Origin of the sequence: Amycolatopsis acidiphila, from assembly GCF_021391495.1 — a bacterium.
Taxonomy (GTDB): Bacteria; Actinomycetota; Actinomycetes; order Mycobacteriales; family Pseudonocardiaceae; genus Amycolatopsis_E; species Amycolatopsis_E acidiphila.
In genome coordinates, this window is the sequence record NZ_CP090063.1 from 773,955 (window position 1) to 786,720 (window position 12,766).

Sequence of the window (12,766 nt, forward strand, 5' to 3'; positions counted from 1 at the left end):
CACACCGTGTGGGGACTCCGGTGAAAACGGGGCATTCGATCGGGGGATACTCGGCTCATGTCTCGACGTGTGGCGCTGTTCCTGCTGGCCTTCGGCGTGTGGTCCTGGATCATCTGGATCACCTTCGTGAAGAACCTGTGGGCCAGCGACCAGTCCTGGACCCCGGACGGCTCGGCGACCGCGTTCTTCGTGGTGCACCTGATCCTGGCCATCGTGTCGTTCGTGCTGGGCACGATCATCGGCGTCATCGGCTGGCGTGGCCTGCGCGCGAAGCAGAAGACGAACGCCTAACGCCCCCGCCACGGGGTGAGTGCGACCTCGGTGGCGGTTTTGACGGCGGTCTTCAGCGCGGCGGGGTCGGCCCTGTCGGCGCCGTCGAGCAGGGCCTGGAGCGCTCCGCTGACCGCGCCGATGAAAGCGCCGGTCAGCGCTGCCGCGCGCACGGCATCCAGTTGGTCGGGGAACGCCTCGGTCAGGTGCTCCGCGATCTGCCGCTGGGCATCGAGCTGGACCTGCAGCGCGCGTCCGCGTACGGCGGGCACGGTCTGGATCAGCCGGAGCCGCAGCTCCGCCAGCGGGCTGATTATTTCGTCGCTGGCTTCGGCGGTGTCGCTCAGCGCCCGCAGCAACACCTCGGCCGGGCCCTCGCCGGGGGAGCGGGTGGCGATGGCGTCGAGGGTCGCGCGCACGCGGGTGTCGGATTCCGGGAACAGCAGTTCTTCCTTGCTGGCGAAGTAGCTGAAGAACGTGCGGGCGCCGATCTCGGCCGCCGCGGCGATGTCGGCGACCGTGGTCTCGTCATAACCCTTGCGCGCGAAAAGATCCGTCGCCGCGTCGATCAGTGCCTGGCGGGTGCGAGCTCGCTTGCGGTCACGAAGGGACATGACCACAGCATACGGCACTCGCTGCAAATCAGCAGTCATTGCAAAATTGCAGTCACTGCGATAATGTCGAAAAGCATGAAGAACGTGTTGGTCTCCGGTGCCGGCGTGGCGGGCTCGACCCTCGCCTACTGGCTGGCCCGCCACGGCTTCCGGCCCACCGTCGTGGAGCGGTCCCAGGGCCTGCGCTCCAGCGGAAACCCTGTCGACGTGCGAGGTCCGGCCCTGCCGGTGGCCGAGGCGATGGGCGTCGTACCCGGCTTGCGGGCGGCCGCCACCCGGACGACCAGGATGCGGTTGCTGGGCGCCGACGGCCGTCAGGTGGCCACGGTGGGCATGCCCGCGGCACGCGGCAACGAGATCGAGGTGCCGCGTGCCGACCTCGCCGGGGTGCTGTACGAGGCGGCTCGCGACGACGCCGAGTTCCTCTTCGATGACACGATCACCGCACTGGAGCAGGACGAACATGGCGTCGAGGTCACGTTCGACCGCGCCGTGCCCCGCCGCTTCGACCTGGTGATCGGCGCGGACGGGCTGCACTCGGCGGTCCGGCGGCTCGCCTTCGGTCCCGAGCGCGAATTCGTGCGCCCCGCCGGCATCTACGTCGCCACCATGCCGCTCGGTGAGCCCGTCGACCACCCGCAGGACGTGCTCATCCACAACACCCCGGGCCGCCTGGTCTCCATCCACCCCGCCCGCGACAAGGCCCTGGTGGCGTTCATCTTCCGCGACGAAACCCGCACCGGCATCGACCACGGCGACACCGACCAGCACAAGCGGATCGTCACCGAGGCGTACACCGGCGCCGGCTGGCGCGTCCCGCAACTGCTCGAACGGCTCCAGGCCACCGACGACCTCTACTTCGACGCGGTCAGCGTGGTCGACCTTTCGACGTGGTCACAGGGCCGCGTCGCGCTGGCCGGCGACGCCGCATCCTGCGTATCCCTGCTCGGCGACGGCTCCAGCCTCGCGATCGCGGGCGCGCACCCTTGCCACGGCACTCGCCGGACACCCGGCCGACCACGCCGCCGCCTTCGCCCGGTACGAGACCGTCCACCGCGCCCGCGTCGTGCCGAAACAGCGTGCCGTCAAACGATCGGCGGCGTTGCTCGTGCCCAGGACGAGGCTCGGCCTGGCGACCCGGAACCTCACCGCGCGCCTGTTGCCCGGCGGGCAGGAAAAAGGGCCCGGCCGAAACAAAAAGCCGGGCCCCTTCTCGACTGAGCAGGTCAGACGCGCTTGAACAGTAGCGCGCGCTTGACCTCCTGGATCGCCTTCGTCACCTGGATGCCACGCGGGCACGCGTCGGTGCAGTTGAAGGTCGTGCGGCAGCGCCACACACCCTCGGCGTCGTTGAGGATGTCCAGCCGCTCCTCCGAACCCTCGTCCCGGGAGTCGAAGATGAACCGGTGCGCGTTGACGATCGCGGCCGGGCCGAAGTACGACCCGTCGTTCCAGTACACCGGGCAGGAGGACGTGCAGGCGGCGCACAGGATGCACTTCGTCGTGTCGTCGAAGCGCTCCCGGTCGGCCTGCGACTGGATCCGCTCGCGCGTCGGCTCGTTGCCGTACGCGATCAGGTACGGCTTCACGGCGCGGTAGGCCTCGAAGAAGGGCTCCATGTCGACATAGAGGTCCTTCATCGTGGGCAGGCCCTTGATCGGCGCGATCGTGATCACCGTGGGCTTGCTGCCGGGGTTCTTGCCCGCCAGCAGGTCCTTGACCAGGACCTTGCAGGCGAGCCGGTTGATCCCGTTGATCTGCATGGCGTCCGAGCCGCAGATGCCGTGCGCGCAGGAACGCCGGAACGTCAGCGTGCCGTCCACGTAGTTCTTGATGCTCATCAGCACGTTGAGCACGCGGTCGGTCGGCAGCGCCGGGACGTCGTAGGACTCCCAGTGCGCCTCGGTGTCGACCTCCGGGTTGAACCGGAGGATCTTCATCGTGATCGTGACCGAGCCCTCGGGCGCGGGAACTTGGGAGGTGTCGTGGACGGCACCTTGTTCCCGGGTTTCTGCTACCGCTGTCATCAGTACTTCCGCTCCATCGGCTCGTACCGGGTGAAGACCACCGGCTTGTAGTCCAGCCGGATGTCGGCGAGGAACCCGGTCAGGCCCAGCGGCGCGTCGGGATCGGCCTTCTCCGGCAGCATCTTGTACGACATCGAGTGCCGCATGAAGTTGACGTCGTCGCGGTTCGGGTAGTCCTCGCGGGCGTGCCCGCCACGGGACTCCTTGCGCGCGAGCGCCGCGTTGACCAGCGCCTCGGCCAGGTCGAGCAGGAAGCCCAGCTCGATCGCCTCGAGCAGGTCGGTGTTGTACCGCTTGCCCTTGTCCTGCACCGCGATCCGGCCGTACCGCTCCTTGAGCCGCTGCACGTCGGTCAGCGCCGTCTTCAGTGTGTCCTCGGTGCGGTACACCGCCGCGTTGGTGTCCATGGTCTGCTGCAGCTCGGTGCGGATGTCGGCCACCCGCTCGCCACCGTGCGCCGTGCGCAGGTGTTCGACCATGCCCTCGACCAGGGTCGCCGGGTTCTCCGGCAGGTCCACGTGCTCGTGGCCCCGGGCGTAGTCGGCGGCGGCGATGCCCGCGCGCCGGCCGAACACGTTGATGTCCAGCAGCGAGTTGGTGCCCAGCCGGTTCGCGCCGTGCACCGACACGCAGGCGACCTCACCGGCCGCGTACAGGCCCGGGATGACCTTGTCGTTGTCCTGCAGGGCTTCGCCGTGCACGTTCGTCGGGATGCCACCCATCGCGTAGTGCGCGGTCGGGTACACCGGCACCGGCTCCTTCACCGGGTCCACGCCGAGGTAGGTGCGGGCGAACTCGGTGATGTCCGGCAGCTTGCTCTCCAGCACCTCGGCACCGAGGTGGGTGCAGTCGAGGTACACGTAGTCCTTGTGCGGGCCCGCGCCGCGGCCCTCCAGCACCTCCAGCACCATCGACCGGGCGACGATGTCGCGCGGCGCGAGGTCCTTGATGGTGGGGGCGTAGCGCTCCATGAACCGCTCGCCGTCGGCGTTGCGCAGGATCGCGCCCTCGCCACGGGCGCCCTCGGTTAGCAGGATGCCCAGGCCCGCGAGGCCGGTCGGGTGGAACTGGTAGAACTCGATGTCCTCCAGCGGCAGCCCCTTGCGGTAGTAGATGCCCATGCCGTCGCCGGTCAGCGTGTGCGCGTTCGACGTGGTCTTGAAGACCTTGCCGAAGCCGCCGGTGGCGAACACGATCGACTTCGCCTGGAAGACATGGATTTCACCGGTTGCGAGCTCGTACGCGATCGCGCCGGAGGCAACCGGGCCGTCCTCGGTCTCGGTGAGTGCGATGTCGAGGACGTAGAACTCGTTGAAGAACTCGATCCCGTGCTTGACGCAGTTCTGGTACAGCGTCTGCAGGATCATGTGCCCGGTGCGGTCCGCGGCGTAGCAGGCCCGGCGCACCGCGGCCTTGCCGTGGTCGCGGGTGTGCCCGCCGAAGCGCCGCTGGTCGATCTTGCCCTCGGGCGTCCGGTTGAACGGCAGGCCCATCTTCTCCAGGTCGAGCACCGCGTCGATGGCTTCCTTCGCCATGATCTCGGCCGCGTCCTGGTCGGTCAGGTAGTCACCGCCCTTGACGGTGTCGAAGGTGTGCCACTCCCAGTTGTCCTCTTCGACGTTGGCGAGCGCGGCACACATGCCGCCCTGTGCGGCACCGGTGTGCGAACGCGTCGGGTAGAGCTTCGTGAGCACCGCCGTGCGGGCCCGCTGCCCCGACTCGATGGCGGCGCGCATACCCGCGCCGCCCGCGCCGACGATCACCACGTCGTACTTGTGGAACTGCATATCCGCTTCCTTGGTGGTGGTGGAGTCAGCTGTTGATGTTGGGGTCGAACGTGAAGATGACCAGGGTGCCGACGAACAGGACGATCACCATCGCCACGTAGAGCACCATCTTCAGCCAGAACCGGGTGACGTCCTTGCGGGCGTAGTCGTCGATGATCGTGCGCAGCCCGTTGCCGCCGTGGATCTCGGCCAGCCACAGCATCAGCAGGTCCCAGGCCTGCCAGAACGGCGAGGCCCACCGGCCGGCGACGAACCCGAAGTTGATCCGGTGCACACCGCCGTCGAGGATGTTCATGATCAGCAGGTGGCCGAGCACCAGGAAGATCAGCAGGATGCCGGAGATCCGCATGAACACCCAGCTGTAGAGCTCGAAGTTGCTCCGCCGGGCGGCGGGGCGGCGCGGCGAGCGCGGCTTGTCGAGCGTCAGGGATTCGGAGCTGGTCACGACGCGTCTCCTCCGAACATGATCGACGCGGTGCGCCAGAGCATGGCGACCGCCCCGGGCACCATCACGACCACCCAGATCACCACGATCGTCCACAGCATCGGCTTCTGGTACTTCGTGCCCTTCGACCAGAAGTCGAGGAGCATGACCCGGATGCCGTTGAGCGCGTGGTAGAGCACCGCGCCGACGAGCCCGACCTCCATCAGGTTCACGATCGGGGTCTTGTAGGTCTCGATCACCGAGTCGTAGGTCTCGGGCGAGACCCGGACCAGCGCGGTGTCGAGCACGTGGACGAACAGGAAGAAGAAGGTGAGTACCCCGGTGATCCGATGCAGGACCCAGGACCACATGCCGGGGTCGCCCCGGTAGAAGGTCCCCTTCCGGCGTGAGGCACCCGCCCGATCGCTCGCCTGCGCCGCGGTGCTGCCGGCGGCGGGCGTAGCCGTGGTGGACATCGGTGAACGGCCTCCAACGTCGTGGTTGGACTGTGCCCGTGGCATGCAAACGTCAACGAGCTTGGATAAACGGATGCTAAACCCGCACGGCGGGACGCACTCACCCTCGGGTTGTTCTGTGTGATCGACCAGACACCGAGCGCGTGGTGGCCGTCACTCGTCCAGGTGGTGCTCACGGCGGGTAGCAGGACGATCGCGATGCCGGGGCGCAAGCAAACATTTAGGTTACGGGCTGTGGCTTCCGTATGGCGTTTCGTTCACAGGCCGGTACGGTTCGCCAGTCGAGCCCGGCGCTGCGCCGGGCCGTTCTCGGGACCGTCGTACCACGGCGGGGAGGGAGAGGGAGCGTGCGTAGAACGCGTGCCGCCATGCTGACCGCTACCGCGATGGTCGGTGTGCTCGCGCTGGCCGGATGTGCGAAGGACTCCGGCGGCAGCGGCAACAGCAACAACAACGCGTCCGGGACCGCGGGGTCCTGCGTGACCGCACAGCCGCCGGCCGCACCGGCCGCCGCGACGTCCTCGAGCGCCGCCGGCGCCAAGGTGGACGCGAGCCGGCTGCGGATCGGTCTCGCCTACGACATCGGCGGTCGCGGTGACGCCTCGTTCAACGACGCGGCGGCCGCCGGCGTGGACAAGGCCAAGACCGACATGGGCGTGAAGGACGTGTCGGAGAGCACGGCGTCGCCCACCGAGGACGAGGCGGCCAAGGAGCAGCGGCTCACCCAGCTCGCGACCAACGGCTACAACCCGATCGTCGCGGTCGGCTTCGCCTACGCGGAGGCCGTCGGCGCGGTCGCGCCGAAGTTCCCGAACACCAAGATCGCGATCATCGACGACGACTCGGTCAAGGCGCCGAACGTCACCCCGCTGGTGTTCGCCGAGGAGCAGGGCTCGTTCCTGGCCGGCGTTGCCGCGGTCTACAAGAGCAAGAACTGCCACATCGGCTTCATCGGCGGCGTGAACACCCCGCTGATCCAGAAGTTCGAGGCGGGCTACCTCGCCGGTGCCAAGGCCGCGTCCAGCAAGGTCCAGATCGAGGACCAGTACCTGACCCCGGCCGGTGACAACACCGGGTTCCAGGACCCGACGAAGGGCAACGCGAAGGCCGGGGCGGAGATCGCCGCGGGCGCGGACGTCATCTACCACGCCGCCGGTGCCTCCGGTAAGGGCGTGTTCCAGGCCGCGAAGGCGGGCAACGCGCTGGCCATCGGCGTCGACTCCGACCAGTACAACCAGACGACGGTGGCCGAGTACAAGGACGTGATCATGACGTCCATGCTCAAGCGGGTCGACGTCGCGGTCTACGACTACATCCAGGCCGTGGCCCAGAACAACCTGTCGTCGCTGCCCCAGCGGTTCGACCTCAAGGTCGACGGCGTCGGCTACGCCACTTCCGGCGGCAAGGTCGACGACATCGTCCCGGTGCTGAACGGCTACAAGCAGGCGATCATCTCCGGTCAGATCACGGTGCCGACCACACCGGCGAAGTAAGAACCACTCCGCGTGCGGGGCTCGGGAGGGCGACCCTCTCCCGAGCCCCTCACGCCTTTCCGGGAGTCCTCCTCTATGACTGAGCCACAACCGGTGGTGGAGCTGCGGGGAATCACCAAGCGGTTTCCCGGCGTGGTCGCCAACTCCGACGTGAACCTGACGGTCCGCGCGGGCGAGGTGCACGCGGTCTGCGGCGAGAACGGCGCGGGCAAGTCCACCCTGATGAAGATCCTGTACGGGATGCAGCAGCCCGACGAGGGCACGATCTCGATCAACGGCGAACGGGTCCGCCTGCGCAACCCGCAGGACGCGATCGCCGCCGGTATCGGCATGGTGCACCAGCACTTCATGCTCGCCGACAACCTGACCGTCCGGGAGAACGTGCTGCTGGGCGCGGAGAACCTGCACGGCATCGGCCGCAAGGCCAGGGCCGCGATCGCCGAGCTGTCCGAGCGGACCGGGCTCAACGCCTCGCAGGACGCGCTGATGGAGAGCCTCGGCGTCGCCGACCGGCAGCGCGTGGAGATCATCAAGGTGCTCTACCGCGGCGCCAGGATCGTCATCCTGGACGAGCCGACCGCGGTGCTGGTGCCGCAGGAGGTCGACGCGCTGTTCGACACGGTGCGCTCGATGCAGCAGCAGGGCTTCACCTTCCTGTTCATCTCGCACAAGCTCGACGAGGTGCGTGCGATCGCCGACACGGTGACGGTCATCCGGCGCGGCACCACGGTCGGCACCGCGGACCCGAAGAAGGTCAGCTCGCGCGAGCTCGCCGAGATGATGGTCGGCTCCGAGCTGCCCAGCCCCGAGACCCGCGAGTCGACCGTGACCGCGCGGGACGTGCTGCGGGTGAGTGGCCTGCGGCTCGACGCCGGTGGCAGCGAGCGCGCGGTGCTCGACGACATCTCGTTCTCCCTGCGGGCGGGCGAGGTGCTCGGCATCGCGGGCGTCGAGGGCAACGGGCAGACCGAGCTGGTCGAGACGATCATCGGGATGCGCCGGGCGTCGGCGGGCCGGATCGAACTGGTCGACGCCGGGGGCAGGGCCCGCGACCTGACGAGGCTCGGCACGCTGGCGCGCCGCGAAGCCGGCATCGGCTACATCCCCGAGGACCGCACGCGTCACGGGCTGCTGCTCACCCAACCGTTGTGGGCCAACAGAATTCTCGGCCACCAGACCCGGCCGCCGGTCTCCAGGGGACAGTTGCTCGACATCTCCGGCGCCCGCCGGGACACCGAGCGCATCGTCAAGGACTACGACGTGCGCACGCCGGGCATCGAGGTTCCGGCCGCCGCGTTGTCCGGCGGCAACCAGCAGAAGCTGGTGGTGGGCCGGGAGCTGTCCGGCAACCCGGTGCTGCTGATCGCGTCCCACCCGACGCGCGGTGTGGACGTCGGCGCGCAAGCGCTGATCTGGGAACAGATCCGCGTCGCGCGGCACGACGGTCTCGCGGTGCTGCTGATCTCCGCGGATCTGGACGAGCTGATCGGCCTCTCGGACACCATCCGCGTGATGCTGCGCGGCCGCCTGGTGAGCGAAGCCGACCCCGCGACTGTGACGCCGCAGGAGCTGGGCAGCGCGATGACCGGGGCGGAGGCCGCAGCGTGACTTCCTGGCGTACCAGAATTCTCCCGCCGCTGCTGGCGATCGTCTTCTCGCTGCTCATCTGCTCGATCGCGTTGCTGATCTCCGGCTCGGACCCGCTGCAGGCGTACTGGACGATGCTGCGGCAGCTGGGCCAGGGCAGCACCGCGGTCGACACCGTGAACCTCGCGACCGTGTACTACCTCTCGGCGCTGGCGGTCGCGATCGGCTTCCAGATGAACCTGTTCAACATCGGGGTCGAGGGCCAGTACCGGTTCGCCGGTGTCTGGGCCGCGATCGTCGGCGGGGCGCTGCACCTGCCGCCCGTGCTGCACGCGCTGGTGATCATCGTCGTCGCGGTGCTCGCCGGCGTGGTCTACGCGGCGATCCCCGCGATCCTGAAGGTGACCCGGGGCGTCAGCGAGGTCATCTCGACGATCATGCTCAACTCGATCGTCGGCGGCATCGTGGCGTTCCTGATCAACCCCGACCAGTTCGGCGTGCTGACCGGCAACAACCTGCGCACGCAGATCATCGACCCGTCGGGCCGGATCCCGGGCATTCCGATCGGCGGCGCGAGCCTGTTCGGGTTCGTGATCATCGTCGCGGTCGTCGGTGCGGCCTACTGGTTCCTGCTCAACCGCACCCGGTTCGGCTTCGAGCTGCGGGCCAGCGGCGAGTCGACGACCGCGGCCGCCGCCGGTGGCGTCAACGCGAAGAAGATGACCCTGATCGCGATGCTGCTGTCCGGCGGGGTCGCGGGCATGGTCGCGCTGCCGGAGCTGCTCGGGCGCGACTTCGACTACGCGATCACCTCGACCCAGGGCTACGGCTTCACCGGCATCGCGGTCGCCCTGCTGGGCCGCAACCACCCCGGCGGCATCGCGCTGGGCGCGCTGCTGTGGGCGTTCCTGGACAAGTCCGCCGTCTCGCTGGAACAGGTGAACGTGCCGAAGGAGATCGCGACGATCATGCAGGGCGCGATCGTGCTGTCGGTCGTGGTGGCCTACCAGGTCGTGAAACGAGCCGACCTGGCCGCGGCGCAACGGCGCGTCGGGCGTGCGCTGTCGAACGGCAAACCGGCTTCGGTCGCGGAAGGCGGTGCGATCTGATGGCGCTCGGAACGGCCAGCCAGACCGGCGACGCGATGACGATGCCGACCCCGTCGTCGCGGCGGCGGCTGCCCGGCTGGGCGAAGGGCGTGCTGTGGGCCATCGGCGTGATCGCCGTGCTCTCCACCGCGTCCTACCTGACCGGCGTCAACACGTTGACCTCGACGAACACCGCGCAGACGGCCCTGCGGCTGGCGCTGCCGATCCTGCTGGCCGCGCTCGGCGGGCTGTGGTCGGAGCGCGCGGGCATCGTGAACATCGGCCTCGAGGGCATGATGATCCTCGGCACCTGGGGCGCCGCCTGGGGTGCCTACCACGGTGGGCCGTGGCTCGGCATCGTCGCGGCGATGGTGTTCGGTGCGCTCGGCGGGCTGCTGCACGCGATCGCGACGGTGACCTTCAACGTCAACCACATCGTCTCCGGGGTGGCGATCAACCTGCTGGGCCTCGGGGTGGCGAAGTACCTCGCGACCCTGATCTTCCAGCCCCTGTCGGGAAACCCGCGTCAGTCGCCGACGGTGCCGACGTTCGACACCTACTCGGCGACGTTCCTGTCCAACTGGCTCGGCGACCTGGAACGTCAGCAACGGGTGGGCATCTCGGACGCGGCGGGCCTGATCAACGGGCTCGTCACGGGCGTCTCGCCGCTGACGATCATCGCGATCCTGCTGGTGCCGGTGAGCTACCTGGTGCTGTGGCGGACGCGGTTCGGCCTGCGACTGCGCTCGTGCGGCGAGAACCCGGTCGCGGCGGAGTCCCTGGGCGTGAACGTCTACGCCTACAAGTACACGGGCGTGCTGCTCTCGGGCGCGCTGGCCGGTCTGGGCGGTGCCGCGCTGGTGCTGCTGCAGGGCGGCGGCGGTTACCTGGAGAACCAGACCAACGGCCGCGGCTACATCGGCCTCGCCGCGATGATCTTCGGCAACTGGCGCCCGGGCGGCCTGCTCGGCGGTGCCGCGCTGTTCGGCTACTCCGACGGCCTTCAGCTCGCCGGCGGTGGCAAGGCGGTGCTGGCGCTGCTGTACGGCGCGGTGCTGCTGCTCGGCGTCATCGTGGTGGTGCAGCTGTTCCGGCGGAAGTGGCTCGGTGCCGCGCTCGGCGTGGTCGCGGCGGGCGTCCTGTACTGGATCTACTGGGCGAACGACTCGCTGCCCGGCGACCTGATCCCGTACACGCCCCACGTGGTCACGCTGATCGTGCTCGCGGTGGCGTCGCAACGACTACGGATGCCCAAGGCGGACGGGGCACCTTATCGGCGGGGTGAAGGGGATTGAGCGGGCCCACTGTGTCCACTGTGGACTGGGACGCGTTGCGGGCGGAGGCGGTCCGGGTGGCCCAGAGCGCGTACGCCCCGTACTCGAAGCTCCTCGTCGGCGTCGCCGGCCTGACCGACGACGGCCGGATCGTGCAGGGCTGCAACGTGGAAAACGCCTCCTACGGGCTCGGCCTGTGTGCCGAGTGCACGATGGTGGGGCAGCTGCGGCTCTCCGGCGGCGGCCGCCTGGTGGCGGTCGCCTGCCGTTCCGGCGACGGTGACCTGCTGATGCCGTGCGGCCGCTGCCGCCAGCTGCTCTACGAGCACGGCGGGCCGGACTGCCTGGTCGACACCCCGTCCGGGATCGTGGCGATGTCCGCCGTGCTGCCCGACGCGTTCGGCCCGGACGACCTGCCGTGATCGCCGCGGTGGACGTCATCCGCGCGAAGCGGGACGGCGAGCGGCTCACCGACGAGCAGATCAACTGGGTGGTCGGCGCGTACACCCGGGGGACCGTGGCCGAGGAGCAGATGGCCGCGCTGGCCATGGCGATCTTCCTGCGCGGCATGGACGCGGGCGAGATCGCGACCTGGACCGGGGCGATGATCGACTCGGGTTCGCGGCTCTCCCTCGCGGTGGACCGGCCGACCGTGGACAAGCACTCGACGGGCGGTGTCGGCGACAAGATCACCCTGCCGCTGGCCCCGCTCGTCGCCGCGTGCGGAGCCGCCGTGCCGCAGCTGTCCGGGCGCGGCCTCGGGCACACCGGCGGCACGCTCGACAAGCTCGAGTCCATCCCCGGCTGGCGCGCGGCCCTGTCGACCGAGGAGATCACCCGTCAGCTCAACGAGGTCGGCGCCGTGGTGTGCGCGGCGACCGAAGGGCTCGCGCCCGCGGACCGGAAGCTCTACGCGCTGCGGGACGTCACGAGCACCGTCGAGTCGATCCCGCTCATCGCCAGCTCGATCATGAGCAAGAAGATCGCGGAGGGCTCGGCCGGGCTCGTGCTCGACGTCAAGACCGGCTCCGGCGCGTTCATGAAGACCCCCGAGCAGGCGCGCGAGCTGGCGCGGACGCTCGTCGACATCGGCGCCGCGCACGGTGTGGCGACCACGGCCCTGCTGACCGACATGAGCACGCCGCTCGGCCGTGCGGTGGGAAATGCCGTCGAGGTCGCCGAAGCCGTCGAGGTGTTGCGCGGCGGGGGACCGGAAGACGTCGTCGAGCTGACGATCGTGCTGGCCCGGGAGATGCTCGCGCTCGCCGGGCTGGCCGAGGTGGACCCGGCACGGGTGCTGGCGTCCGGCAAGGCGTACGAGACTTGGTGTCGCATGATCAGCGCCCAGGGCGGCGACCCCGAGGCGGCGTTGCCCAGGCCCGCGCACGTCCACGTGGTGGAAGCGCCGCGGGACGGCCTCCTGTCGCGGCTGGACGCTTATGCAGTCGGCGTCGCGGCGTGGCGGCTCGGCGCCGGCCGCGCGCGTCGCGAGGACGCCGTGCAGCACGCGGCGGGCATCCTGTTGCACGCGAAGCCGGGGGAGCAGGTGTCGGCGGGCCAGCCGTTGCTGGAGCTGCACACCGACACCCCGGGCGCGGTTGCGGGCGCGTTGGACGCCCTCGCCGACGCCGTGGAGGTCGGGGACCGCGCACCCACGCGGCCGCTGATCCTCGAGACCGTCCGGGCATGAAGAAGCCCCCTCACCTTCGCGGGCGAGGGGGCTTTG

The 12,766-nt window shown here is 69.4% G+C and carries 13 protein-coding genes; 8 read left to right on the forward strand and 5 right to left on the reverse strand.

The window, feature by feature from the left end; translation table 11 throughout:
- Window positions 1-57: 57 nt before the first annotated feature.
- Window positions 58-291, forward strand: a complete 234-nt coding sequence (locus tag LWP59_RS03815; RefSeq protein ID WP_144644042.1) for an SCO4848 family membrane protein — start codon at window positions 58-60, stop codon at window positions 289-291.
- Here LWP59_RS03815 and LWP59_RS03820 read toward each other — a convergent pair.
- The gene (locus LWP59_RS03820) at window positions 288-884 is read right to left on the reverse strand and encodes a TetR/AcrR family transcriptional regulator (RefSeq protein WP_144644044.1); all 597 of its coding nucleotides are present in this window, start codon (window positions 882-884) and stop codon (window positions 288-290) included. The two genes, LWP59_RS03815 and LWP59_RS03820, sit on opposite strands and share 4 nt — an antisense overlap.
- Before the next feature lie 75 nt (window positions 885-959).
- Between LWP59_RS03820 and LWP59_RS03825 the strand changes: the two genes are divergently transcribed.
- Window positions 960-2,105 carry an FAD-dependent monooxygenase gene (locus LWP59_RS03825; protein ID WP_229858394.1) on the forward strand — a complete coding sequence of 382 codons (1,146 nt, stop codon included), beginning with the start codon at window positions 960-962 and terminating at the stop codon, window positions 2,103-2,105.
- Between the two features lie 5 nt (window positions 2,106-2,110).
- Here LWP59_RS03825 and LWP59_RS03830 read toward each other — a convergent pair whose 3' ends face one another.
- From LWP59_RS03830 to sdhC, 4 genes are read right to left on the reverse strand one after another with little or no spacing between them, the layout of a single operon-like run.
- Window positions 2,111-2,911, reverse strand: a complete 801-nt coding sequence (locus tag LWP59_RS03830; RefSeq protein ID WP_144644046.1) for a succinate dehydrogenase iron-sulfur subunit — start codon at window positions 2,909-2,911, stop codon at window positions 2,111-2,113.
- Window positions 2,911-4,698 carry a succinate dehydrogenase flavoprotein subunit gene (sdhA, locus tag LWP59_RS03835; RefSeq protein ID WP_144644048.1) on the reverse strand — a complete coding sequence of 596 codons (1,788 nt, stop codon included), beginning with the start codon at window positions 4,696-4,698 and terminating at the stop codon, window positions 2,911-2,913. Before sdhA ends, LWP59_RS03830 begins: the two co-directional genes overlap by 1 nt.
- A gap of 25 nt (window positions 4,699-4,723) precedes the next feature.
- Window positions 4,724-5,143 (reverse strand): succinate dehydrogenase hydrophobic membrane anchor subunit, encoded by a 420-nt coding sequence (locus LWP59_RS03840; RefSeq protein ID WP_144644050.1) that lies wholly within the window; start codon window positions 5,141-5,143, stop codon window positions 4,724-4,726.
- Window positions 5,140-5,598 carry a succinate dehydrogenase, cytochrome b556 subunit gene (gene sdhC / locus LWP59_RS03845; protein ID WP_144644052.1) on the reverse strand — a complete coding sequence of 153 codons (459 nt, stop codon included), beginning with the start codon at window positions 5,596-5,598 and terminating at the stop codon, window positions 5,140-5,142. The genes LWP59_RS03840 and sdhC overlap by 4 nt, the downstream gene beginning before the upstream one ends.
- Window positions 5,599-5,984: 386 nt before the next feature.
- Here sdhC and LWP59_RS03850 point away from each other — a divergent pair, with 386 nt between their 5' ends.
- The 6 genes from LWP59_RS03850 (at window position 5,985) to LWP59_RS03875 (ending at window position 12,730) form a co-directional block, all read left to right on the forward strand.
- Entirely contained in the window at window positions 5,985-7,091 is a 1,107-nt protein-coding gene (locus tag LWP59_RS03850) for a BMP family lipoprotein (protein WP_186383552.1), read from the forward strand.
- A 75-nt stretch (window positions 7,092-7,166) separates the two neighbouring features.
- Window positions 7,167-8,699: an ABC transporter ATP-binding protein gene (locus LWP59_RS03855; protein WP_144644054.1), complete on the forward strand. Its 1,533-nt coding sequence runs from the start codon at window positions 7,167-7,169 to the stop codon at window positions 8,697-8,699.
- Window positions 8,696-9,787 (forward strand): ABC transporter permease, encoded by a 1,092-nt coding sequence (locus LWP59_RS03860; protein ID WP_144644056.1) that lies wholly within the window; start codon window positions 8,696-8,698, stop codon window positions 9,785-9,787. Before LWP59_RS03855 ends, LWP59_RS03860 begins: the two co-directional genes overlap by 4 nt.
- A 35-nt stretch (window positions 9,788-9,822) precedes the next feature.
- Window positions 9,823-11,061, forward strand: a complete 1,239-nt coding sequence (locus LWP59_RS03865; RefSeq protein ID WP_144644068.1) for an ABC transporter permease — start codon at window positions 9,823-9,825, stop codon at window positions 11,059-11,061.
- The gene (locus tag LWP59_RS03870; protein WP_373299993.1) at window positions 11,058-11,462 is read left to right on the forward strand and encodes a cytidine deaminase; all 405 of its coding nucleotides are present in this window, start codon (window positions 11,058-11,060) and stop codon (window positions 11,460-11,462) included. Before LWP59_RS03865 ends, LWP59_RS03870 begins: the two co-directional genes overlap by 4 nt.
- The gene (locus LWP59_RS03875) at window positions 11,459-12,730 is read left to right on the forward strand and encodes a thymidine phosphorylase (protein ID WP_144644058.1); all 1,272 of its coding nucleotides are present in this window, start codon (window positions 11,459-11,461) and stop codon (window positions 12,728-12,730) included. The genes LWP59_RS03870 and LWP59_RS03875 overlap by 4 nt, the downstream gene beginning before the upstream one ends.
- The last annotated feature ends 36 nt before the right edge of the window (window positions 12,731-12,766 follow it).